Raw genomic sequence first — 24,129 nt, forward strand, 5'->3', positions numbered from 1 at the left:
GCGGCGGCCGAGCGGCTGCCCCATCCGCGTGCCGTCGCCCCGGCGTGGGCGTATGGTCCGCATATGGGTGACGTTCGACGGCTGCCTGTCCGCTCCGTCGGGCCGGTCCGGGGCGGGTGAGGTTGTGCCTGGTCCCACCACCGTCGGTCCGGAGCCGCTGCAGTCCGCCCTGATCGAGGTCGCCCGGGGGAGCGGCACCTCGGTGGCGGCGGTCTATCTGCTGCGGCCGGACGAGCCCGTGCTGCAGCTGGCCGTGCTGGGCGGTGTCCCGTGGGAGATCTCCATGCCGTGGGCACGGGTGCCGGTGAAAACGTCTTCCCCTGTGTCCGACGCCGTACGGGAGCGGCGGCTGGTGTGGGTGAGCGGCCAGGAGGAGCTGGCGCGTCGCTATCCACGGCTGGCGCTGGTCGTGCCCTACCGCTTCACACTGGCCGCCGCCCCCATCACCACGGGGGACGACATCTGGGGCGGTCTGGTGCTGCATTGGCCGGCCTCGCACCCGCCCCGGCCGAGCCCCCGGGAGCGGGAGGAGATCGCCGGCGCCTGTCACAGGCTGGGACTGCTCCTGCGGAAGGCGGCGGACGACGGTCACCCGGTCCGGCCCGCCGCCGAGCCGGTGATGCTGCCCCCGCTGCGGCGCAGGCTCGCGGGACCGGCCGAGGCGCAGGCGGCGGTCGACTTCGCCGAGCGCCTCCCCGGCGGCAGTTGCTCGCTGGACGTGGACGGGCGGATCTCCTTTCTCAACACCGAGGCCGCCGAGCTGCTCGGCGGCGGCATCCCCGAGCTGCTCGGCGCCAAACCGTGGGAGGCGCTGCGCTGGCTGGGCGCCAACCCGATCGCCGAGGACAGCTACCGGGCGGCCATGTTCAGCCGCGAGACGGTGTCGTTCATCGCCCTGCGCCCACCGGACCGCTGGCTGTCCTTCCGCCTGGTGCCGGACGCCTCCGGCATCAGCGTGCGCATCGCGCCCACCCACTCGGCGCACGCCCACGCACCGACCTCCCCGTCCACCAGGTCGGGTCCGCCCGCCGTTCCCTCCGCGGGGCGGGCCACCAACCTGTACCACCTGATGCACCTGGCCGCGACGCTCACCGAGGCCGTCGGGGTGCGCGACGTGGTCGACCAGGTCGCCGACCAGATCCTGCCGGCGTTCGGCGCGGCCGCCCTGGCCCTGATGACGGCGGAGGACGGCCGACTGCGGATCACCGGCTACCGCGGCTACACCACCGAGCTGATGGAACGCCTGGACGCCGCCCCGCTCACCTCGGACACCCCCGCCGTGCACGCCCTGACCACGGGTGTCCCCGCCTTCTTCGCCACGTTCGCCGAGCTGAAGCGGGCCTATCCCCCGGCCGTCCTCCAGGACGCGATGGGCGCCTGGGCGTTCCTCCCGCTGATCACCTCGGGGCGGCCGGTCGGCTCCCTCGTCCTGGCCTACGAACAGCCCCATCACTTCACGCCGGAGGAGCGCGCCGTCCTCACCTCCACCGCCGGGCTGATCGCCCAGGCCCTGGACCGGGCACGGCTGTACGACACCAAGCACCAGCTCGCCCACAACCTCCAGGCGGGGCTGCTGCCGCACACCCTGCCCCGGGTCGCCGGGCTGGACGTGGCCGCGCGCTATCTCCCGGCCACCCGCGGCATGGACGTGGGCGGCGACTTCTACGACCTCATCCGGCTCGGCCCCACCACGGCCGCCGCGGCCATCGGGGACGTGCAGGGGCACAACGTCAACGCCGCCGCGCTGATGGGGCAGGTCCGCACCGCCGTCCACGCGAATGCCGGCACGGCCCCCGACGGGGTGCTCGCCAGGACGAACCGGCTCCTGACCGACCTCGACCCCGACCTCTTCACCAGCTGCCTCTACGTCCACCTCGACCTGGGCGCGCACACCGCCTGCCTCGCGAGCGCCGGGCACCCGCCCCCGCTGCTGCGCCACCCCGACGGCCGCACCGAACCCCTCCCCCTGCCCCCGGGGCTCCTCCTCGGCATCGACGCCGACGCCGACTACGCGTCCACCGAGATCCCGCTGCCGCCCGGGTCCGTCCTGGCCCTCTACACGGACGGGCTCGTCGAGGCCCCCGGCATCGACATCGAGGACGCGGTCGACGACCTGGCTCGCGCCCTCGCGCGCTCCGACCTCTCCGGCCCGCACGCCATGGACGCCGTCGCGGATTCCCTCGTCCGGCACGCCCGCCGCTCGGCACCGCGCAGCGACGACATCGCCCTGCTCCTCATCCACCCCACCGCCACAGCCAGTTCACATGCGTGATCACTGGATCACCCAGCCCATTGCCCCGGCGGCGGTCCTTGCTCATCTCGCCCCGCGTGCGCGTCGCTTCATACGGGGCACGCGGTCGAAGATCGCGGCGAGGCGGGCCCCTTGGGCGAACAGGGTCTCCGGACGGGAGCGGTCGCCGTCGAGGTGGGTGAGGGTCTCCATCCCGAGGTAGAAGGCCACGGCCGCGCCGGCCAGGACCCGTACCCGGACCACGGACGCCAGGGGCTTGCCGCGCAGCAGGGCCGTCAGCAGTTCCTCGGCCAGGTCCTCCCATTTGCGGGTCTCCAGGGCCAGTTGGGCGGCCAGCCGCGTCCCCGGCCGCGCCCCGGCGTACAGCTCCTGGACGGCGGCGATGTGCCCGGTGCCGCCGTCCTCGTCGTACAGCTCGCGCAGCCGCGCGACCACGGGCACGGCACGGTCCAGGCCGGACAGTTCGGCACGGTAACGGTCGATGCGGTCCCCGCTGGTCCGTTCCAGCGCCGCCACCAACAGGTCGTCCAGGTCCGCGAAGTGGTAGTAGATCACCCCGGGCGCGAAGCCGCCGACCTGGGCTATCGCCCGGGCGGTGGTCCCGCCGTGACCGTGGCGGACGAGACAGGACAGGGCGGCCTCCAGGACCCGGTCACGGGTGCCGCGGCCGTCCTGCGTTCCCCGGGGGCCTCGCTGCTCAGACAACACGCACCGGCCGTACCCCGTGCGCGGCGAAGTGGCCTTCGAGCCTGCGGGCCAGCTCCGGCAGCTGGTGACTGGGCACCCTCGGGTACAGGTGGTGCTCCAGGTGGTACGTGAGTTCCAGGAAGACGGCGGGGATGATCCTCCCGCGCAGGGTGCGGGTCTGCGTCAACGGGGTGTCTCCGTAGTCGTGGTGCGGCAGATACACCGTCAGGAGCGGGTACACCCAGCTTCCGACGATCGCCATCACCGTATAGACCAGAAGTCCCGGGTTGTACGGCAGGAGCAGCACTCCCCCGGTGAGCGCGGCGAACGGGGCCGTCGCCTCCGCCAGCAGCCAGCGGCGGTCACGGCCCCGCCGGTAGGACCAGAGCCAGAGACGTACGAGGAAGACGGGGCCGTAGCAGATCGCGCCCACGAGGGACAGTTCGGCGGGGTGGCCCTCCGGGTCGTCGGGGTGCGGGAAGAGCCGGTGGTGCTGGGTGTGCGTGGCCCGGTAGGCGTGCCCGCTCTCCAGCAGGGCCAGCCCCATCGCGAACAGCGCCCAGTCGGTGGCCCGTGGGGACAGGCCGATCGTGCGGTGCACCACGTCGTGGGTGACGGTCACGACCGCGACGAAGATCCCGAACACGATCAGGGGCGTCAGCCACCACCAGCCGAGCCACACCGCGCCCGCGAACAGCAGGACGCCGACGCCCGGCCGGACCAGCGCGACGATCCGCTGCCGCCGCGTGGTGACGAGCAGGTCGTCGCCGAGTTCGGCGAGGGTGGGCAGGCCCGGGGCCGGGGGGTTCTCAAGGCGGCCACGCGAACCGGCCGAACCGGCCGAACCGTTCGCGCCGTTCGCGCCGTTCGCGCCGTTCGCGCCATTGCAGTCGTCCGAGTCGTCCGAGTCGTTCGAGCCGCTCACATCAGGGCTGTCGGATGTGGTCATCCCGCGCGTCTCCTCTCCTTCAGCAGTCCCTCGGCGACGATCCGGCTGCCCAGCACGCAGGCGACCGTGCCGAGGCCGGGCCAGGTCGTGTCGCCGACCAGCCACAGGCCGGGGCCCCCGAGGTCGTGCGGTACGGCGTGCTGGTTGGTGTTGGAGAGGCGCTGGCGTACGCCGCCGACCGCGCCCTCCGGGCGGAAGGCGAACCGCTCGTAGCTGCGGGGTGTCCCCGTCTCGGCGAAGACGGCGCGCTCGCCGAGTCGTGGGTACGCGCGCCGCGCGAGGGAGAGGAGCCGCTCCCCGGCCTCCTTCTTGCGCTGCCCGTACTCGGCCGCGTCGAGGTCTCGCCAGTCGGCAAGGTCGGTGTGGGTCGAGAGCATCACGGCGCGATGGCCGGGCGGTGCGCTGAGGGTGTCTCCGGGCGCGGACACGGAGACGAACATGTTGTTGCCGTCACCCAGGGGGCGGTCGTACGAGTCCAGTAGCTGATGATGCGTCAACTCCTGTACAGAGACCTCGGATTCGGGGACCCCGAGGAAAGCGACCACCGCGCCGCCGAGGGAGTCCGCGTCGCGTTCCAGATAGCCGCGGAGCCGGCGGGCCACCGGCAGCCCCGCGCAGATCGTGGCGGTGGTGGCCGCCGGTACCGCGCACACGATCCGCCGTGCCTGGAAAGGACCTTGACGGGTCGTCACCTCGAAGGCGCCGGGCGCGCCCCGGACCCGCGAGACACGGCAGGCGGTCCGCAGTGTGCCGCCCAGCTCCCGGTAGCGGGTCACCAGCACCCGCCAGAAACCGTGCATGCCGCCGTGGTGTCTGCTGAGGCCCGCGCCCCGGATGGTCACCCCGAGCGCCGCGTTGATGAGGGGCGCGTCGTCGACCCCGGTGTGGACGGTGTCCTCGACCAGCATGGCGAGCAGTCCGACCAGGGCGGCGTCCGCGCGCAGGCCATGGTCGCGCAGCGCGTCACCCAGCGTCCGGTTCAGATGACGGGCGTACGGGAGCCCGGACCAGCCGACCGCCCGGAGGTCGTGGAGGGCGTCGGCGGGACCCCGGATCGGCAGCCGTACGCCCGCCCGGCTGGCCCGCCAGAACGTGTCGGCGAGGCCGTCGAGCAGGTCCCAGAACGCGCGGTGCCGTGCACTGTCACCGAGCCGGCGCAGCCGTTCGGCGTGCCAGGCGGCCCGGTCGCGGTGGAGCACTACCTGACGGTCCGGCAGATGGGCCCGGTAGCCGGGGAGTTCCTCGGCGTCCAGCGGTGGTGTCCCGACGGCGGCAAGGAGTTCGCCGCCGACGCCTCCGGGGCCGAAGTCGACCAGCGTCGTCGCGCCGACGTCGAAGGAGAATCCGCGTTTGCGGTAGTAGCCGGCGCAGCCGCCCGCGTGGCCGTGCGCCTCCAGGACGATCGTGGACAGACCGGCCCGTTGGAGGCGCAGCGCCGTGGCCATGCCCGCCATTCCGCCGCCGATCACCACCACATCGGCGTGGGTGCGTCGACGACCGTCACCACAATCGGCCACCGTCCGGCGCGCGTTCTGAACACTCGTTCTGAACATCCGTTCAGAATGGGGTGGTTCAGCCTCCGCGTCAATGGTTCGGGCATGTGCGAAGAGACTCGCGGGAACCACTCACGCCGGGAATGCGTACCTCTGTACGATCACCGGTCACGCACGGGGTATCGCGGTGGAGGGGGCGGGTGTTGGACGACAAAAGGGCTGGGCGAAGAGGTCGTTGGCGGCTGAGGGCCGCCGCGTCGGGGGCCGTCGCGGCGGTGTTCCTCGGCGGGTGCAGCGCGGGGGCGACGGAGCGGGCGGACACGTCCGAACCCACGGCGTCCGGGTCGGCGACGCCTTCCGCATCCGCGTCCGGGCAGGTCTCGGCGGAGGGCGCGGAGCCGACTGCGTCGGCGTCCGCCACACCGTTCGTGGCGGACCCGGATCGCGTGCCGCGCGCCAGGCGGGACGGCGCCGCGCTGGCGGAGGCGGTCGCGATGCGGCCGAAGGACTGGGGCGCGGGTTTCGAGGCCCAGCCGCTCGCCCGCAGCGCCGAGGGAACCATCGCGCTGCTCGACGACCAGTGCCGGTGGCAGCGCACGGCGCTCCCCGACGACGTACTGGCCTCTCTGTCCCTGTACAGCCAACTGCCCGGCACCGGAAAGCGCGGCACGATCCGGGTGACCGCGACGGTGACGGTGCACACGGCGGTGCTCGATGCCGACGACCATGTGTCCGCGACCTTGGAGGAGGCGCTGCGCTGCCCCGAGCAGCAGGTGCGCGCCGACGAGCGGATCGCGGAACTGATGTCCGTGGGCACCCCTCTCGGGATGCGCGGCAACAACTACGCCGACGACTCGGTCCTGGAGACGGGCGTCTATCTCACCGGCACCGGCAAGGCGTTCTACCGGTGGATGGTGACCCGGCTCGGGCCGGTCACCATGACGGTGTCGATCAAGGGCGCCGAGGGCTACACCGTCGCCGAACTGGAGCAGTTCATGACGCGCGGCACCACCACCATGCTCGACCGGGTGAGGTACGAACTGGGCGGGGGTGAGGGCTGATGGAACGGCTGCGTTCGTCCGACCCGGCGCGGATCGCCGACCACCGGCTGCTCGGCCGGCTCGGCGCCGGCGGCATGGGCGTGGTGTACCTCGCCCGTACGTCGGCCGGTTCGCTGGTGGCGCTGAAGGTGCTGGCGGCGGAGTACGCCGAGGACACGGGCTTCCGGGAGCGGTTCCGGCGCGAGGTGGAGGTGGCCCGGCGCGTCAGCAGTCCCTGGGCGGTCCCGCTGATCGGCGCCGACGCGGACGCGGAGGCGCCGTGGCTGGCGACGGCGTACGTGCCCGGCCCCTCCCTGGCCGAGGCCGTGGCCGCGTACGGACCGCTCGGCGAGCACGGGCTGCGGGTCCTCGGCGGCCGGCTGGCGCAGGCCCTGGGCGAGGTGCACCGGGCGGGGCTGGTCCACCGGGACCTCAAGCCCGGCAACGTCCTGCTGGCGGCGGACGGGCCCCGGCTCATCGACTTCGGCATAGCCAGGGCGCCCGAGGACAGCGGACTCACCGCGACCGGGCTCGTCGTCGGTACGCCCGGCTACCTCTCTCCGGAGCAGGCCGAGGGGCGTGGCGGCCTGGCCGTCGGCGCTCCCAGCGACGTGTTCTCCCTCGGCTGTGTCCTGGCGTTCGCGGCGACGGGCCGGCCGCCGTTCGGCACGGGGGCGCTCGACGCCCTCCTCTACCGGGCCGTGCACGATCCGGCAGACCTCGACGGCGTACCGGCACCGCTCGGCGAACTGCTGTCCCGCTGCCTGGAGAAGGATCCGGCCGCCCGCCCCGAGGTGACGGAGCTGATACGGGAGCTGCTGCCCGAGGGGGCCGCCGAAGCCGACGCCGAGACCGACGCCGTCGAAGCCTCGGCCGAGCCCGCTGATGCCCCCGCCGATGCCCCCGCCGACGCGAGCGGCGCCCCCCTGGGGTCCTGGCTGCCCGACGAGGTGGTCCGGCTGATCGCCCGGCGCTCGACCGAGGCGCTCGCGCTGCCGGACATCGACCGCACCGAGATCTCCACCGCCCCCTCCGGCGCGGACGCCGCCTCGCAGGCCGCACCCGTCTCCGTGTTGTCCACCACCATGCCGGACAGCGGCCTCCCCGGCCCCCGCGATCCCGCGACGCCCGGCTCCAGCTCCAGCTCCGGCTCCGCCGACACCGTGCCTGTCGCAGCCACTGACAGCCGGGCGGCCCCCGCGAGGCGTCGTGTCCTCCTCGGCGGCGCGGGCGCAATGCTCGCCGCGGGCGGCGGCGCGACCTGGTGGACCCTGGGCCGGGACGACGGTTCGGGGGACGGGAAGCCGTCCGCGTCCGCCCCCTCGAAACGACCCGCCTACACCGTCGCGCTGCACGGCGACCTCAGCGGCGACGCGCGGGACACCGGAAAGGCCCAGGAGAACGGACTGCGGCTCGCCGTCGCGGAGTTCAACGCCCGACGCGACGCGCCCTTCCGGGTGGAGGTGCGGGCCGAGGACGACGCCGGCGACCCGGCCGAGTCCGCCCGGGTGGCGAAGCGGCTCGCCGACGATCCCGCCGTCCTCGCCGTGGTCGGCCCGACCACGGACGCGGCCGCCCAGTCCGCGCTGGCGGCCTACGACGCCGCCCTGCTGCCCGTCGTCGCGGTGTCCCCCGGCGCCATCTCCCTGTCCGTGCAGGGCTTCCGTTCGTTCCTGCACGCCCGCCTGCCCGACTCCCTGCTGCCGTTCTACATGGACGCCTTCCTGCGGAGCACCCGGCCCCGCAGGGTCGGTGTGGTCGTCGACCGGGCGGCCGACAACTACGGCTGGGAGGTCAGCGCCAATCTGAGCCAGCAGCTGCGGCGGGCCGGTCAGCCGTACGTACCCCGCGTGGTGAGCACCATGCGGTCGGGTTTCGGGGACACGGTGGACGACCTGCTGGCCGCCGACATCGACTCCTTCGCCTTCGCCGGACTGTCCGACCGGGCCGCCTCGTTCGCCCGGACGCTGCGCGAGCGCGGTTTCACCGGCGCCCGCGCCGCCGGACCGGCTCTGCTCGACCCCCGTTTCCTCACGGCGGCCGAGGAAGCCGCCGACGGGTGGACGATCGTCGCACCGGTCGTCGACCCGTCGGAGGTCCCCGAGGCGAAGAAGTTCGTGGCCGCCTACCGGAAGCGGTGGAAGAAGGTGCCGCCCCGGTACGCGGCGGAGGCCTACGACGTGACGTCGATGGTGCTCACCTCCCTCGCGGGCCTCCCGGCCAAGAGCCGTACCCGCGAGGAACTGCTCGCCGCGCTGCGGGCCGCCAAGTTCCAGGGCGTCACCCGGACGTACGGCTTCCAGAAGAACGGTCTGCCCGTCATCGACGGCACCGGCGGCTACCTCTGGCGCGTGGCGGACGGGGCGTTCGTGTACGGCGGCCCCGCGCCGCTGACCGCCTGATGGAGCCGCTGCGCACCGCCGATCCGTCGCGGCTGGGCGACTACCGCCTGCTGCGGCGGCTCGGCGCCGGCGGCATGGGCGTCGTCTTCCTGGCCCGTGCCCCCGGCGGGGCCTTCGCCGCGGTCAAGGTCGTGCGGGCCTCCCACGCCGACGACGCGGGGTTCCGGGCCCGGTTCCGCCGGGAGATCGACGTGGCCCGGCAGGTGGAGAGCCCCTGGGTGGTCCCCCTGCTGGACGCGGACGCCGACGCGGAGGACCCGTGGCTCGCGACCCCGTTCGTACCGGGCCCGTCGCTCTCCGAGACACTGGAGGAACACGGACCCTGGTCCCCCGAAGCGGTGTCCGTGCTGGGGTCGCGGCTCGCCGAGGCGCTCGACGCGGTCCACCGGGCGGGACTGGTGCACCGCGACGTCAAGCCGGGCAATGTGCTGCTGGCCCCGGACGGCCCGCGCCTGATCGACTTCGGTATCGCGCGCGCACCGGAGGGCACGGCACTCACGTCCACCGGCGTCATCGTGGGCTCCCCCGGCTTCCTGTCGCCCGAACAGGCGCGGGCGCGCGGCGCCGGGATCGGCCCGCCCAGCGATGTCTTCTCGCTGGGCTGCGTCCTGGCGTTCGCCGCGACCGGCGTCCGGCCGTTCGGCACCGGCGCGGCCGCCGGGGTGCTGCTGCGCACGGTCTACGACGAGCCGGAACTCCCCGGGATCCCGCAGGCGCTGGAGCCGGTCGTCCGGGCGTGTCTGGACAAGGACCCGGCGCGCCGGCCCACCGCCACCGAGGTCGGCGCTGCCCTGGACGCGGCCGTGCCGGCCGACCGGGAGCGGTGGCTGCCGGAGCCGGTGACCCGGCTGATCGCGGAGCGGTCGGCGGCGGTGCTGGCGATGGGGGCGATCGAGCCGACCCGGGTGACCGCGCCGGCGTCCCCCGCTTCGGCGTCTCCCGCTTCGGCATCGGCATCCGCACCGGCGTCGGCGAACCCGGACATGGTGACGGTGACGTCGCTCAGCGGGCCGGAAGGCGAGGCGCAGAAGCAGGCGCGGGCCCGGGGCACGAGTCGCCGGGGTTTCCTGGCGCTCGGCTCCACTGGGGCGGCTGCCGGACTCCTCGCGGTCGGCGGCGGGGCCTGGTGGTGGCGTGACCGGGGCGAACGGAAGGCCGGCGCGGGCGGCTCCCCCTCGTCCGGCCCGCGCGCCGAACTCGTCGTGGCCTTCCAGGGCGACCTGTCCGGAGCGACCGGGGAGACCGGGCGAGCCCAGCTCGACGGCGCCCGGCTGGCCGTCGCACACGTGAACGCCGACGACGACCGTCCGCTCCGGCTGACGCTGCGCGCGTACGACGACGGGGGCGAGCCCGACCGGACCCTGGACCGGGCGACCCGGCTGGCGAAGGACCGGCGGGTCCTCGCGGTGCTGGGACCGACCACGGACCCCTGTTTCCTCGCCGCGGAGACCGCGTACACGCGGGCCGTGCTGCCCGTCGTCTCCGTGTCCGTGGGGGTGGGCTCCCAGGTCAGGGACGCGGGTCCGTCCACGCTTCGTTCTCACGCGCAGCTCTCACCGAGTGACGAGTTGCTCGCGGCCCCGTGCAACGTGTATCTGACGGGCGAGGCCGACGCCCGCAAGGTGTTCCTGGTCGAGGACCGGGCCGAGGGCGACTTCGCCTGGACCCTGTGCAACTACATCCAGCGGAGGCTCGGCCGCGACGGCAGGGACACCAGCGTCACGAGTGTCGCCGCCGGGAAGCTCGACCACGCCGCGCTCGCCCGGCGGGTGGTCGCGGCCGGGTCGGACGCGGTCGTGTTCAGCGGAGGGCAGGAACGGGCGGGCGCGTTCGCCGCCGCCCTGCGCGAGGCCGGGTTCTCCGGTGCCCGGGTCGCCACCCAACGGGCCTTCGGCACACGGTTCCTGGAGCGCGCGGGCCCGGCGGCCGACGGCTGGGTCCTCGCCACCGCCTTCATCGATCCGACGGCCGTCCCGGCGGCTCGTTCCTTCACCGAGGCGTACGAGGCCCGGTACGGAAAGCGGCCGGGCCGGTACGCGGCGGAGGCGTACGACGCGGTGCTGTTCCTGGCCGAGGCGTGCGCGAGCGGGGGCACGGCCCTGCGGGAGCGCGGCGCGATCGTGCGGCGTATGCGGGAGGTGTCGTACACCGGCATCAGCCGCACCGTCGCGTACACCGCGGACAACGGATACAACCACGACGCGCTGTTCCTGTACCGCGTGACCGAAGGGGAGTTCGACTTTCTCGGGCAGTACCAGCAGGCGGATGTATGACACAGATGTGCGAGGGCGGCGGTCGGGTCGGGCCCCGGGGCCGTTGTGGTCATGCGGGCCCGTCCCGAGGGGCTATCGTGCCTTCATGTCGCAGGACCTGATTCGTATCGTCTCCCGAGACTCGCCCATGGCTCTGGCGCAGGTGGAGCGCGTACGCGCCGAACTCGCCGTGCTCCACCCGGCGCTGCGCACCGAGGTGGTCCCCGTGAAGACGACCGGGGACAAGTGGATGGGTGATCTCTCCAAGGTCGAGGGCAAGGGGGCCTTCACCAAGGAGGTCGACGCCGCGCTCGTCGCGGGCGAGGCCGATCTCGCCGTGCACTGTGTGAAGGACATCCCCGCCGACCGGCCCCTCCCGGCCGGCACGATGTTCGCGGCGTTCCTGAAGCGGGACGACATCCGGGACGCGCTCGTGGACCCCGCCGGACGCACCCTGGACGAGCTGCCCGCCGGAACCCGTATCGGCACCTCCTCCGTACGGCGTACCGCGCAACTCGCCGCCTCCCACCCGCACTTGGACTGCGTACCGTTCCGCGGGAACGCCAACCGCCGGCTGGAGAAGCTGGCCGCGGGCGAGGCGGACGCGCTGCTGCTGGCCGTCTCCGGGCTGGAGCGGATCGGCCGTGCGGACGTGATCAGCGAGATCCTGTCCGTCGAGACGATGATGCCGCCGATCGGCGCGGGCGTCCTGGCGCTGCAGTGCCGGGAGGACGACACCGACACCATCGACACGGTCAGCGGGCTCGGTGATCCGGACACCCACCGCGAGACGCTCGCCGAGCGGATGTTCCTGCACGTGCTGCAGGGCCACTGCAACAGCCCCATCGCCGGCTTCGCCCGCACCGAGCGCAACGGCGAACTCTCCCTGCGGGCCTCGGTGTTCACACCCGACGGCAAGACGGTCCTCAACGCCCACGAATGGGCGGGCCGCCTCGACCCCGCGACCCTCGGCACCTCCGTAGCGGTGGCACTGCTCCGCCAGGGCGCCCGCGACCTCATCGACGGCATCCCGCACTGATCCGCGTCGGCGCCCGGCCCTGCGGTCAGTCGAGTCTGCGGGCCAGTACCTGGCCCGGCCAGGTGCCGGAGCGGAAGGGCGTGGTCGGGGTGAAGCCGTTGCGTTCGTAGAACGCGACGAGACGGCCGTCGTCGCCCGCCCAGCAGTCGACGCGCAGGAGTCCCACGCCGGCGCGGCGGGTCTCGTCGACGGCGTGGGACAGGAGGGCCGCGCCGATGCCATGGCCGGCTCGGTGGCGGTCGGAGACGAGAAGGCGGACGTACCGCTCGGGCTCGTCGGCCGGGGGGATCGGCATCTGCGGGCTGGGGCCGGAGTCCAGGACCATTGCTCCGACGGGTGTGCCGTCCCACTCCGCGATGTACGGGGAGTTCTCGGTCGTGTAGCGCTCGACGCGTGACGGGCCGTCGGGTCGCCGCGAGTACGGGATCGTGCCCCACTGCTCGGTGTTGCCGCGCGCGTTCATCCACGCCACCGCCGCGTCGAGCATACGGAGGATGGCCGGGGCGTCGGCCGGGCCGCCGGGTCGGATACGGAGGGCCTGGGTGGTGTGGGGGACGTGGGGGGTCACGGTGGCAGCCTAGGTGTTGTCGTGATCGGTGCGGCCGGAGCGGAGGCCCAGCTCACGCTCGCCGAGCGGGCTGAAGAAGCGGTGCACGTCGGCCTCGGTGACGTCGGTGAGCGTCGGCGGGTTCCAACGGGGGCGGCGGTCCTTGTCGACGACCTGGGCGCGGATGCCCTCGACGAGGTCGGCGGTGGCCAGGGCGGCGCAGGAGACGCGGTACTCCTGGTCCAGCGCCTGTTCCAGGGAGCCGAAGCCTCGGGCCCGCCGCACGGCGGTGAGGGTGACCTTGACGGCGGTCGGGGACTTGGCCAGCAGGGTCTCGGCGGTCTCCTTCGCGGCCGGGTCGCCGTGGGCGAGCAGTCGCCGGACGATCTCCTCGGCCGTGTCGGCGGCGAAGCAGGCGTCGATCCATGCCTGTCGTTCCCGCAACTCGGCCGGCGGCGGCTGCCGTACGTGCCGGGCGACGGCGTCCCGGGCGGGCAGTTCGGCGAGGTCGTCGAGGAGCGCGCCGAGTGACGCGGACGGTACGTAGTGGTCGGCGAGCCCGCACAGCAGGGCGTCGCCGGCGCCGATCGCCGTGCCGGTGAGCGCGAGGAGGGTGCCGAGTTCGCCCGGGGCACGGGCCAGGAGGTGCGTGCCGCCGACGTCCGGGACGAAGCCGATGCCGGTCTCGGGCATGGCGATCCGCGAGCGTTCGGTGACGACGCGGACGCTGCCGTGCGCGGAGATGCCGACGCCGCCGCCCATCACGATGCCGTCCATGACGGCGACGTACGGCTTGGGATAGCGGGCGATGCGGGCGTTGAGGTGGTACTCGTCGCGCCAGAACGCCGCCGAGGCGGTGCCGTCCCCGTCGCGGGCGTCGTCGTGGACGACGCGGATGTCGCCGCCCGCGCACAGTCCCCGCTCCCCCGCCCCGGTGACGACGACGGTCTCCACGGCCGGGTCGTGTTCCCAGGCGGTGAGTGCCTCGTCGACGCGGCGCACCATGGCGTGGTTGAGGGCGTTGAGGGCCTTCGGTCGGTTGAGGGTGATGTGGGCGGCCCGCCCGACGGTGTGCAGCAGCACGGGTTCCTGCCCGCCGGTCATCGAACCGCCTCCCTCGCGACTGCCGGTCGTCGCCCCGGGCTTGCCGGCACCCCGAGCGCGCTGGAGAGCCTACCTGTGCCTCCGGCACCCCTGACCGGGCGGCCCCCCGTGCGTAGGGCTGCACAGTGAGCATCGGATGGCGTCTCAGGCGCGTGGCTTCCGCCAGGTCCTGATCTCGGTCGCCGGGAGCCGTTCCGCGAAACGGCCGTCGGGGGCCTCCCGCTCCAGAAGCGCCCGCAGGTCCCGCTCGAACTCCCGCAGCCGGACGCCGAACAGGTGCGGGGCGGAGAAGGAGTTGGAGAACACCCACGCCACGAGGTCGTCGACGGTCCGGGTCACCACTTGCCCGGCGGGCACGACATGCCGTGCGCAGCCCTCGAAACCGGCGCGCGCGATGACGAGTTCCTCACCGCCGGGGGTGCCGTGCACGAGCCGCCCCTGCCCCGCGCGGCGCACCGGTCCCAGGAAGTGGCGTACCAGGTCAGCGATCCGGTCGTACGGCGGCGCGGGCGACGGCAGCGGTGTCGGGTGTCGGGTCCTTGAGGTCGCTGACGTGGACGAACGCGCCGCCGGGCTCCAGCATCCCCCGCACGGTGGCCGCGACCCGGTCACGCTCCGTCCAGTGGAAGGACTGGGCGAACACCACCGCCCGGAAGGTCCCCAGCCCGGCCGGCAGATCCTCGGCGCGCGCGGCCACCCAGCGCGCGTTGGTCACCCCCGAGCGCGTGGCCCGGCGCTCGGCCTCCGTCAGCATGTCCTCGTCGGGATCGACGCCGACGGCCTCCTCGAAGTAGCGCGCCAGCGGCAGCAGCACGATCCCGGGTCCGCAGCCGACGTCGAGGAGTCGGCCGCCTCCGTCCAGGCCGAGGGCCCCGGCGAGGGCCTCGGCGAAGCCGGGGGCGTAGGGAAGCCTGCCCCGCTCGTAGTACGCCGCGCTGCCCCGGAAGAGCGTGGGGTCCCACTGCCATCCGTCCGGCACGCCGCCTCCCCGTCCCCTCCCCTGCGCCGCGCCGTGAGCGGCAGCGGCCAAAGGACCTCAGGCCCCGAAGCCCAGCAGCGCGACCTCCAGGGGGAGGGCGGGGCGCTCGGGGAGGGCGGGGGGATTCTCCCCGTGTCCGGTGTGGGTGGGCGGAACGGCGCGCAGCGCCTTGATCCCGTCGGCGGCCCATCCGGCGTCCGTCGGAGGCAGCGACAGGGTCATGCGCCGGCCGTCGGCCAGCGTGGTCTCGATCGTGCCCGGGTCGTTCGTCGTCATGGCAACCCCCTCCGCGGCGCACCGGATCCGTCCGGCCTCACCCCGAAGACGCGCGACCGGGGCCGAGAAGTTCCCCGGGCGCCGGTGGACATGTCCGCGCATGGCCGGTTGACGGTCGATGATCGATCACTTTCCGGCCAAACACTTGTTGTGCTCCTGACACAAGAGCTCCACATCTGTCACTCTGTGCGCACCCCGTCTCACGACGGCGCACGCGCACCCGCATCGCAGCACTCCCTGCACCACCCGGTGCCTCGACCCGTGCACCGGGTCCTTCGTACGGCCGCTCGTCCAACGTCGGCCGCAGCAAAGGAGTTCGCGTGAGATCCACCCCCCACAGACGCACCACGGCCACAGCCGCCCTCGTGGTGGCGGCGGCGGTACTCGCCGTCGCCGTCCCGGGCTCCCCCGCGATCGCTCGCGGCGACGGCGGCGAAGGCACCGCCCGTCCCGCGGCGGCCAAGGCTGACCGCGGGTCACTGCCCGCACAGCTCACCCCCGCACAGCGCGCGACCCTCGTCCGACAGGCCGAGAAGGCCACGGACCGGACCGCCGACCGCCTGGACCTCGGCAGCCAGGAGGAGTTGCGGGTTCGCGACGTCGTCAAGGACGCCGACGGCACCACGCACACCCGCTACGAGCGCACCTACGCCGGGCTGCCCGTGCTCGGCGGCGACCTGGTCGTCCACGCCGCCAAGTCCGGCGCGGTCGAGAGCGTCACCCGGGCCTACAAGCCCGAGTTGAAGGTGTCGGACCTCAGCCCCGAGGTCAGCAGGGCCACCGCGGAGAAGCAGGCGCTCGCGGCGGCGAAGGAGGAGGGGTCCACCAAGACCGCTCCGGACAGCAGCCGCAAGGTCGTCTGGGCCGCGAAGGGCACGCCGACCCTCGCCTACGAGACCGTCGTCAGCGGCTTCCAGCACGACGACACGCCCAGCGAGCTGCACGTCATCACCGACGCGCAGACGGGGAAGAAGCTGTTCGAGTACGAGGCCGTGCACACCGGCACGGGCAACACCCGCTACAGCGGCACGGTCACGCTCGGCACCAGCCAGTCCGGCTCGTCGTACACGCTGACCGACGCGGACCGGGGCAACCACCGCACGTACAACCTGAACCGGGGCTCCTCCGGCACCGGGACGCTGTTCAGCGGCCCGGACGACATCTGGGGCGACGGGACCACCGGGAACCTGGAGACGGCGGGGGCGGACGCCCACTACGGCGCCGCGCTGACCTGGGACTACTACAAGAACGTGCACGGCAGGAACGGGCTGCGCAACGACGGTGTCGCGCCCTACAGCCGGGTGCACTACGGCAACAACTACGTCAACGCGTTCTGGCAGGACTCCTGCTTCTGCATGACGTACGGCGACGGCTCCGGCAACGCCAACCCGCTCACCTCGATCGACGTGGCCGCGCACGAGATGACCCACGGTCTGACCTCGGTCACCGCGAACCTCGTCTACAGCGGTGAGTCGGGCGGGTTGAACGAGGCGACCTCCGACATCTTCGCCGCCGCCGTGGAGTTCGCCGCGGGCAACGCCAACGATGTCGGGGACTACCTGGTCGGCGAGAAGATCGACATCAACGGCGACGGTACGCCGCTGCGTTACATGGACCGGCCCAGCAAGGACGGCTCCTCGCGCGACTACTGGTCCTCCACGCTCGGCAACATCGACGTCCACTACTCATCGGGCCCGGCCAACCACTGGTACTACCTGGCCTCCGAGGGCAGCGGCGCGAAGGTCGTCAACGGCGTCTCCTACAACTCGCCGACCTTCGACGGGCTGCCGGTGACCCCGATAGGCCGGGACGCGGCCGAGAAGATCTGGTTCCGGGCGCTCACCACGTACATGACGTCCACGACCAACTACGCGGCCGCCCGCACCGCCACCCTCCAGGCCGCCGCCGACCTGTACGGGCTCGGCTCGGTGACCTACAACAACACCGCCAACGCCTGGGCCGCGATCAACGTCGGTTCCCGGATCCTCGACGGTGTGACGGTCGTCCCGCCGGCCGCCCAGTACTCCCTGGTCGGCCAGACGGTCACGCTGGACGTCCAGGCATCCTCCACCAACGCCGGCGCCCTGTCGTACGCGGCCACCGGACTGCCGGACGGGCTGTCGATCGACGCCGCCACGGGCCGGATCTCCGGCTCCCCGACCACGGCGGGCAACTCGACGCCGACGGTCACCGTGACGGACGCGGCCGGCGAGACCGGCACGGCGAGCTTCGCCTGGCGCGTGGACGAGGAGGGGAACCAGTCGGTGTTCGAGAACACCGCCGACTACCAGATCCCCGACAACTCCACCGTGGAGTCGCCGATCAACGTCAACCGGGCCGGAGCGGCGCCCAGCACGCTCACCGTGGACGTGAACATCGTCCACACCTGGCGCGGTGACCTGGTCGTCGACCTCGTGGCCCCGGACGGCACGGCGTACCGGCTGAAGAACTCCTCGGCGTCCGACTCGGCGGACGACGTGATCGCCACGTACACGGTGGACGCCTCCTCGGAGACGGCCGCCGGCACTTGGAAGCTGCGGGTGCAGGACGTGGCCAGCCTCGACACCGGTTACATCAACAGCTGGAAGCTGACGTTCTGACAGATCGTCAACTGACAGCCGTCTGAGGCCCGTCAGTCACCGAGCGGCCGGTCCCGCCCCGTCGGGACCGGCCGCTTCGCCGTGTCCCCCTCCGCGTCGATGTGCGGCATGATCCGGTCCAGCCAGTGCGGGGTCCACCAGGCGTGGGGGCCCAGGAGGGTCATCACCGCGGGGACCATGAGCAGGCGGACGACCGTGGCGTCGATGAGCACGCTGACGGCGAGCCCCAGCCCCAGCATCTTGACCACGATGTTGTCGCTGACGATGAACGCGGCGAAGACACTGACCATGATCAGGGCCGCGCAGGTGATGACCCGGGCCGTGATCTCCAGCGCGTGGGCCACCGAGGCCCGGGCGTCGCCGGTGCGCGTCCAGGCCTCGTGGACGCGGGAGAGCAGGAAGATCTCGTAGTCCATGCTGAGGCCGAAGATGATGGCGAACATCATCATCGGCACATAGCTCTCGATGGGCACCGTGCCGTTGACGCCCAGGGCGGGCCCGCCCCAGCCCCACTGGAAGACGGCGACGACGACGCCGTACGAGGCCGCGATGGACAGCACGTTGAGGACCGCCGCCTTCACCGCGACCAGGAGCCCCCGGAAGACGGCGAGGATGATCAGGAAGGCGAGGCCGACGACCACGGCGATGATGATGGGCAGCCGGCTCGCCACGATGTCACGGAAGTCGACCTGGGAGGCCGTGGTCCCGGTGACATAGCCCTTCGCCTCGGTGCCGGAGACCGAGGCGGGGAGCGTGTCGTCGACGAGGCGGTTCGTCAGGTCCGTGGTGTCGGCGTTCTGCGGGGACTCCTTGGAGTAGACCGTGCCGATGAGCACGTCCCCGTCCTGGGTGGGGGTCAGCGGGGTGACCGCGTACGCCCCCTCGACCGCGTCCAGGTTCTTCTGCGCGGTGCTCTGCAGGCCCTGGCGGTCCGACGACGGCACCGAGGTCTGGTCGATGACGACCGTGAGCGGACCGTTGGAGCCCGGCCCGAAGGCGTCGGTCATCAGATCGTAGGCGCGGCGGTCGGTGAAGGAGGTGGGGTCGGCGCCGTCGCCGATGTGACCGAGCTGGATGGAGAAGACGGGGATGGCGAGGACCGCCACCGTCGTGACACCGGCCGCGAGGAAGCGCCACGGATGGTGCTCCACGCGCTGGGCGTAGCGGTGCCAGGTGCCGGTGATCTCCTCGCCCGCCTCCGCGCCGGTCTCGGCGACGGGCTTGCGGACGTGGTAGCGGTCGATGCGTCTGCCGATGAGGCCGAGCAGGGCCGGGACCAGCGTGACCGCGCCGATGAGCGCGGAGACGACGGTCACGGCGGCGGCGAGTCCCAGGTTGCCGATGAAGCTCACACCGGACGTGTACAGCCCGGCGAGGGCGACGATCACCGTGCAGCCGGAGACCAGGACGGCGTGGCCGCTGGTGGAGGCGGAGCGTCCGGCCGCCCGTACCGGGTCGTCGCCGTCCATGAGGTTCTGCCGGTGACGGGTGGTCAGGAACAGCGCGTAGTCGATGCCGACGCCGAGCCCGATCATCGTCGCCAGGGTCGGGGAGACGGTCGCGAACGTGAACGCGGCGGCCAGCAGACCGAGGCAGGCGAGGCCGCCGATGACGCTCAGCAACGCGCTCACCAGAGGCAGTCCGGCGGCGATGACGCTGCCGAATCCGATCATCAGGACGACGATCGCGACCGCGAATCCGATCAGCTCGCTCACCCGGTCGTCGGCGGCGGGACGGGCCAGTTCGCCGAGCGGTCCGCCGTACTCGACCTCGGCGCCCGCCGACCGCAGCGGCTGGACCGCGTCGTCCACGCCGTCGAGATAGCCGGCTCCGAGGGTCGAGGGCTGTACGTCGAAGCGGATCGTGATGTACGCCGTCTTCTGGTCGGAGGACAGGGGACCGACGTTCGGCTGCTGCGACTGGTCCGACGACTGCGAGGGCTGGGTGGTGGGCGCGGTCAGCGGGTTCTGGACCGACAGCACGTGCGGCAGCTTCTGCAGGTCGTCGACCGTCTCGGACATCTGGGAGCCGAGCGAGGTGAGGGCCTTGTCCTCGTCGTGCAGGACGATCTGGCTGCCGTAGCCGCCGGCGGCCGGATCGTGCTCCTTCAGCACGTCCAGGCCCTTCTCGGACTGCACTCCCGGAAGGGTGAAGTCGTCCGAGTAGTCGCCGCCGTAGGACCGGTTCAGCACCTGGACGGCAGCGAGGGCGACCAGCCAGGAGACGATGACGATCACGAAGTGCCGGGCGCACCATTCGCCGAGCCGCCGCAGCACGCCCCCGGCAACCTCGGACCCCGCTTCCTCGCCCGAACGTTTCCCACCGGAACGACCTGAGCGCATCGTCTCTCCCACGGCAGCGATCTCCGGCCCTCATTACACGACGCTCCCGGTGCCCCGGCACCTCGGGAGATCACGGTCCCCCGGTTGGCGGCCCCGGCTTGACAGGCGGACGATGAGGGGGGTGGGACGGAACGGAAGGAGCCGTCATGCTGGAGATCAAATCGGTCGAGAAGCCGGACGAGCGGCGCGACTTCCCTCGGGGGCACCTCGAGGCCGTGCACCTCACCGGGCTCGACTTCGCCGTGGCCACCTTCGAGCCGGGCTGGCGCTGGTCGGAGTCCGTCGCCCCTCTCGCGGGCACGGAGAGCTGCCAGGTCCACCACAACGGCTATGTGGTCCAGGGGCGCATGCACATCCGCATGGACGACGGCGGTGAGGGCGAGGTCGGACCGGGCGACACCTTCGTGTGTCCGCCGGGGCACGACGCGTGGGTCGTGGGTGACGAGCAGTGCCTGCTGTACGACTTCGCCGGCCAGATGGCCCAGGACTACGCGAAGGCGAAGGGGGACTGAGCCCAAGGTCCGGGTGCGAGAGGGAGTGGAGGCGGGGCACCACACACCCCGCCTCCATCCACGCCACCACACCCACGACGGCCCGCACGCCCACGGCCTCCGCGCGCGTCCGCGTCCGGCGTGCTAGATGCCGTCGGCCCCCCGCAGGTTGTCCAGGGTCGCGTTCGTGTCGTTCTTGAGCCAGTCGACGACGTCGTCCACGTCCGGCATGGTCACGTCGTCGTAGCTGGAGCCGTAGGCGCTCCACCGCATCTCGTACGTCATCCAGCCGTCGCGCACCGCGAGGGTGGCCGACCGGCTGCCGCTGGTGTCGTCGCCCGAGGTGGTGTCCTCGGTGATGACGTACGCCTCGTCCCCGAAGCCGTCGACCTTCTCGACCTCGTAGTCCTCGTAGCGCTGGTCGTACTCGGACCACAAGGCGGTGAACTCGGGGCCGGGGTCGGTCTTCTTGTGCAGGTCGATCTGGACCGAGAAGTACGCGTCGGAGAGGGTGGAGGTCGAGGACTCCTTGAGGGAGATGCTGCAGTAGCTCTGGTCGAGGGCCGCGTGCTCCAGGGAGTTGTTGACCGGGGCGTCGTCCTCCTCCGGGTACTCGTTCTTGAAGGACGAGTAGTCCACGGACGGGCAGATGTCCGACTTGGCCCGGTAGCCGCGCAGGTCGGCCTCCGTCTCGTCCTTGCCGAGCAGGAAGACCCCGCCGGCCCAGGCCGCCGAGGCCACCGCCGCGCCGACCAGCGCCCACAGCACGGCCCGCCCGCCGGCACCCGTGGCGGGCGGCGCCCCGAGGGGCGGGTAGCCCCCCGGCGGGTAGCCACCCGGCGGCTGGCCGTACGGGTTCGACTGGGCGGTCACGGTGGCGGCCGGAGGTCCGTAGCCGGCCGGGGGCTGGGGGCTCGCCGCCGGGGACTGGGGGTGCGGGTAGGGGTAGGCGCTCGGGACGGCCGCCTGCGTCGGGGCCTGCGCCTGCGCGGGCTGGGCCGGTATCTCGGCCTGGGTGGGTGTCTGCGGCGGGGCCTGCCCGGGCGGGGGTGCCGACGGTGACGCGGACGGCTGGTCATGCGGCTGCGGCTGTGCCGGTGCACCCTCGGGGCGTTCGGTCATCGGGTTCTCCTCGGTCGTGGTGGACGGGGTGCGGCGGCGGAGCCGGATCGCCCCGCGGGGCCGTGGGACGGGGCGGCGGGGCGTCGTGGTCGAACGCGTGGAGGAGGGATGCCCACGGCCGGATCCCTTCCACGCGGCCCCACCGCCCCCGGACGCACCGGCGGATCCGAGGCTTCCAGAACGCCTGCCACGTGGTCGTCCGTAGAACTACGCACCCTGGTTACGGAACCTGGCGCGCCGGCCGGAGCGCGTCCCGGCACGGCGGCCGTCCTGGGGCGGCCGTCGCTGCCCGGTGCTTTCATGGGAGGCATGACCAGCAGAAGTGTCGTCGTCGAGCGACGGGTGGCCGCCTCCCAGGGCCGGGTGTGGGAGGCCGTGACGGACCTCGGCGGTATGGATCGGATGCTCAGCGGTGTCATGAGGGTCGAGGTCCTCACGGACGGGGGCTTCGGGGTGGGCACTCGGTGGCGGGAGACCCGTCGTATGTTCGGCACGGACGCCACCGAGGAGATGTGGGTGACCGTCAGCGAGCCGCCCGAGCGCTATGTGGTGGAGGCCGAGTCGCACGGCTCCCGCTATGTCTCGGAGTGGGTGCTGCGGGCCGACGGACCGGGGGCGACGACGATCGTGCTGACCTTCTCCGCCCGGCCGACCGGCACGGTCGCGGGCCTGCTCGCCAGGGTCATGGGCCCCCTGGGCGCCCGGGCCGTCCGCAAGGCGATCGCGAAGGACCTGGACGACGTCGCCGGGTGGGTGGAGGGCCGCAGGGACTGAGCCGCCGCGGCCCTCGGTCACCGGGTGCGTCAGGAGTTCAGGCCGAAGCCCGAGGTCACATAGGCGCACTCTGTGTAGATGTAGCCGGACTCCAGCTTGGCCGTGTCGGAGGCGGCGCTGGAGGCGTTGTCGCCCTTCGGCTTGTGGAGGAAGTACGTGGTGCCGACGGGCAGGCTGATCGTGCGCTGCGGGTACTTGTCGTTGCCGCTGCACGGCTTGAAGCTGGAGGCGAGGGTGCTGCTCCAGTCGTAGCTGGTGCAGGTGGAGCAGCCCTTCAGGGTGAATGTGCCGGTCACCGGGCCGGTGTACATGACCTGGATCTCGTCGGGGCTGTCGTTCTTCACCGTCACGGAGATGCTGCCGCCGGTCCGTGTGGTGGGCAGCTTCTTGCCCGCCTCCGGGACCTCCTGCGCGATCTCGGCGGCGATCGCTATCTTCTTGGCGCGCGGCGCGTTCTTGTGGTTCTTGTTGGCGTCGACGAAGTCGTTCATCGACGTCACCGCCTCGGCGAAGTCGCCGTCCTTGTACTGGTCGACACCGCAGGTGTAGACACCGGCGGAGGCGGACTTCTCGGCCTTTCCGGCGGCCGCGGCGAGCCCGTCGGCCACCCCGGCCTTCTCCCCCGGCAACGCCTTGACCTGGGAGCCGAGCGTCTCCAGCCGGTCCACGGCGGCGCACGGGTCGTCGCCGCCGACGGCCTTGACCGCCTTGTCGACGGCCCGCTCGACGTCGGGTTCGACCTTCGCCGCCTGATCGGAGTCGGGGAAGGTGGTGAGGAGGTCGCTGAACTGGTCCTGCCAGCCGGCGGTGTCGGCCGCCAGGCTCTCGGAGGCGCATTCGTACAGCGAGGTGGCGAGCCGGTCGTCGGGCCAGGCGGCCAGCGAGCCGAGATCCTGCTTGCTCACGGTGCCAGGCACGGTACGCAGGTATTCGAGGGGAGCGACCGCCTCGCAATACTCCTTGTCCTCGTAAGGGGCGCCGACGGTCGTGTAGAAGGTCTTCAACCGGTCGGGCACCTTCTCGGCGGCGCGGGAGTCGGGGTGGTCGGTGCTCAGGTCGTCGTAGGCGGCCAGAGCCCTGCGGTACTCGGACTGGGTGGTCGAGAAGGACTCGCCGGAGGCCTTGTCCACGAGCTCGTCGGCCTTCCCCAGCCGGTCCAGGAGCATCTCCTCGACGGCTTCCTTCCGCGCGGTCTCGTACAGCAGACCGCTCGCGACCGGTACGCCGAGCAGGAGGACGCCGAGCGCGATGGCGATCGGGGACTTCGCCGGCCACACCAGGCGGTTGCGCAGGCCCAGGAAGGCGCCGTGGGCCGCCGCGAGCAGCAGGAAGAGGCCGTAGACGGTGAGGGTGGCGCCCGAGACGCCGTCAGGGTCGGCCGGCAGCACCGAGAAGAGCAGCAGCCCGGTGGCCGCCCAGCACAGCACGGTCAGGAGCGGGCGGCGCATCAGCGCGTAGCCGAGCCCCAGACCACTGAGGTTCAGCAGGCCCACCCCGGCAGCCCGCCAACCGTCCGCGGGGCCGGGGGGCGGCGCCGAGGGCATCGGCGGCACGACGTAGCTGTGACTCCAGCCGTCCTGGTCTCTTACCCCGTACTGATCCCCGGACATCTCGGGTCCCCCCGTCAACTCCACCCGCATGCTTACGAATTGTCAGTGTACGGCCGAAACTCGATGCCGCGACAGGTGATTCTCGGGCGCGGACGGAGATCGATTTCACTTCGTGACCACTGCCCGAGAGGTGGCGCGAAAGCATCGGCAGCACTGCTGGTCGGTGCGTGG

Annotated in this window: 17 protein-coding genes and 1 pseudogene; 8 read left to right on the plus strand and 10 right to left on the minus strand. The window is 72.6% G+C overall.

The window, feature by feature from the left end:
* Window positions 1-52: 52 nt before the first annotated feature.
* A complete protein-coding gene (locus ACZ9QC_RS02090; RefSeq protein WP_472918510.1) occupies window positions 53-2,272 on the plus strand; it encodes a SpoIIE family protein phosphatase in 2,220 nt (739 codons plus the stop codon).
* Window positions 2,273-2,314: 42 nt separating this feature from the next.
* Here ACZ9QC_RS02090 and ACZ9QC_RS02095 read toward each other — a convergent pair whose 3' ends face one another.
* From ACZ9QC_RS02095 to ACZ9QC_RS02105, 3 genes are read right to left on the minus strand one after another with little or no spacing between them, the layout of a single operon-like run.
* A complete protein-coding gene (locus ACZ9QC_RS02095; protein ID WP_472918511.1) occupies window positions 2,315-2,959 on the minus strand; it encodes a TetR/AcrR family transcriptional regulator in 645 nt (214 codons plus the stop codon).
* Entirely contained in the window at window positions 2,949-3,887 is a 939-nt protein-coding gene (locus ACZ9QC_RS02100; RefSeq protein ID WP_472918512.1) for a fatty acid desaturase family protein, read from the minus strand. Before ACZ9QC_RS02100 ends, ACZ9QC_RS02095 begins: the two co-directional genes overlap by 11 nt.
* Window positions 3,884-5,332, minus strand: coding sequence for a phytoene desaturase family protein (locus tag ACZ9QC_RS02105; RefSeq protein ID WP_472918513.1), 1,449 nt, complete (start codon window positions 5,330-5,332; stop codon window positions 3,884-3,886). The genes ACZ9QC_RS02100 and ACZ9QC_RS02105 overlap by 4 nt, the downstream gene beginning before the upstream one ends.
* Before the next feature lie 494 nt (window positions 5,333-5,826).
* Here ACZ9QC_RS02105 and ACZ9QC_RS02110 point away from each other — a divergent pair, with 494 nt between their 5' ends.
* The 4 genes from ACZ9QC_RS02110 to hemC all read left to right on the plus strand — a co-directional run bounded on the left by ACZ9QC_RS02110 (window position 5,827) and on the right by hemC (window position 12,113).
* Window positions 5,827-6,441 carry a hypothetical protein gene (locus ACZ9QC_RS02110; protein WP_472918514.1) on the plus strand — a complete coding sequence of 205 codons (615 nt, stop codon included), beginning with the start codon at window positions 5,827-5,829 and terminating at the stop codon, window positions 6,439-6,441.
* Window positions 6,441-8,822: a bifunctional serine/threonine-protein kinase/ABC transporter substrate-binding protein gene (locus ACZ9QC_RS02115; protein ID WP_472918515.1), complete on the plus strand. Its 2,382-nt coding sequence runs from the start codon at window positions 6,441-6,443 to the stop codon at window positions 8,820-8,822. The genes ACZ9QC_RS02110 and ACZ9QC_RS02115 overlap by 1 nt, the downstream gene beginning before the upstream one ends.
* On the plus strand, window positions 8,822-11,095 hold the full coding sequence (locus tag ACZ9QC_RS02120) for a bifunctional serine/threonine-protein kinase/ABC transporter substrate-binding protein (RefSeq protein ID WP_472918516.1): 2,274 nt from the start codon (window positions 8,822-8,824) through the stop codon (window positions 11,093-11,095). The genes ACZ9QC_RS02115 and ACZ9QC_RS02120 overlap by 1 nt, the downstream gene beginning before the upstream one ends.
* Before the next feature lie 85 nt (window positions 11,096-11,180).
* Window positions 11,181-12,113, plus strand: a complete 933-nt coding sequence (gene hemC / locus ACZ9QC_RS02125; RefSeq protein ID WP_472918517.1) for a hydroxymethylbilane synthase — start codon at window positions 11,181-11,183, stop codon at window positions 12,111-12,113.
* A gap of 25 nt (window positions 12,114-12,138) precedes the next feature.
* Here hemC and ACZ9QC_RS02130 read toward each other — a convergent pair whose 3' ends face one another.
* The 4 genes and pseudogenes from ACZ9QC_RS02130 to ACZ9QC_RS02145 form a co-directional block, all read right to left on the minus strand.
* On the minus strand, window positions 12,139-12,600 hold the full coding sequence (locus ACZ9QC_RS02130; RefSeq protein WP_472921981.1) for a GNAT family N-acetyltransferase: 462 nt from the start codon (window positions 12,598-12,600) through the stop codon (window positions 12,139-12,141).
* A 90-nt stretch (window positions 12,601-12,690) separates the two neighbouring features.
* A complete protein-coding gene (locus ACZ9QC_RS02135) occupies window positions 12,691-13,764 on the minus strand; it encodes an enoyl-CoA hydratase/isomerase family protein (RefSeq protein ID WP_472918518.1) in 1,074 nt (357 codons plus the stop codon).
* A 144-nt stretch (window positions 13,765-13,908) separates the two neighbouring features.
* Window positions 13,909-14,743 (minus strand): annotated as a pseudogene (locus tag ACZ9QC_RS02140) (class I SAM-dependent methyltransferase).
* A gap of 57 nt (window positions 14,744-14,800) precedes the next feature.
* Complete coding sequence (locus tag ACZ9QC_RS02145; RefSeq protein ID WP_472918519.1) at window positions 14,801-15,019, minus strand: hypothetical protein; 219 nt, start codon at window positions 15,017-15,019, stop codon at window positions 14,801-14,803.
* A 320-nt stretch (window positions 15,020-15,339) separates the two neighbouring features.
* Between ACZ9QC_RS02145 and ACZ9QC_RS02150 the strand changes: the two genes are divergently transcribed.
* A complete protein-coding gene (locus tag ACZ9QC_RS02150) occupies window positions 15,340-17,619 on the plus strand; it encodes a M4 family metallopeptidase (protein WP_472918520.1) in 2,280 nt (759 codons plus the stop codon).
* A 32-nt stretch (window positions 17,620-17,651) separates the two neighbouring features.
* Here the strand turns inward: ACZ9QC_RS02150 and ACZ9QC_RS02155 are convergent, their stop codons facing one another.
* Window positions 17,652-19,961 carry an MMPL family transporter gene (locus tag ACZ9QC_RS02155; RefSeq protein ID WP_472918521.1) on the minus strand — a complete coding sequence of 770 codons (2,310 nt, stop codon included), beginning with the start codon at window positions 19,959-19,961 and terminating at the stop codon, window positions 17,652-17,654.
* Window positions 19,962-20,107: 146 nt separating this feature from the next.
* Here ACZ9QC_RS02155 and ACZ9QC_RS02160 point away from each other — a divergent pair, with 146 nt between their 5' ends.
* Window positions 20,108-20,473 (plus strand): cupin domain-containing protein, encoded by a 366-nt coding sequence (locus ACZ9QC_RS02160; protein ID WP_215453523.1) that lies wholly within the window; start codon window positions 20,108-20,110, stop codon window positions 20,471-20,473.
* Window positions 20,474-20,596: 123 nt separating this feature from the next.
* Here ACZ9QC_RS02160 and ACZ9QC_RS02165 read toward each other — a convergent pair whose 3' ends face one another.
* A complete protein-coding gene (locus tag ACZ9QC_RS02165; RefSeq protein WP_472918522.1) occupies window positions 20,597-21,574 on the minus strand; it encodes a hypothetical protein in 978 nt (325 codons plus the stop codon).
* Between the two features lie 309 nt (window positions 21,575-21,883).
* On the opposite strand from ACZ9QC_RS02165, the gene ACZ9QC_RS02170 reads away from it, so the two are divergent.
* On the plus strand, window positions 21,884-22,348 hold the full coding sequence (locus ACZ9QC_RS02170) for an SRPBCC family protein (RefSeq protein WP_472918523.1): 465 nt from the start codon (window positions 21,884-21,886) through the stop codon (window positions 22,346-22,348).
* Between the two features lie 29 nt (window positions 22,349-22,377).
* Here ACZ9QC_RS02170 and ACZ9QC_RS02175 read toward each other — a convergent pair whose 3' ends face one another.
* Window positions 22,378-23,958 (minus strand): type 1 periplasmic-binding domain-containing protein, encoded by a 1,581-nt coding sequence (locus ACZ9QC_RS02175; protein ID WP_472918524.1) that lies wholly within the window; start codon window positions 23,956-23,958, stop codon window positions 22,378-22,380.
* Window positions 23,959-24,129: the final 171 nt, after the last annotated feature.

The organism is Streptomyces sp. HUAS MS02 (genome assembly GCF_055702265.1).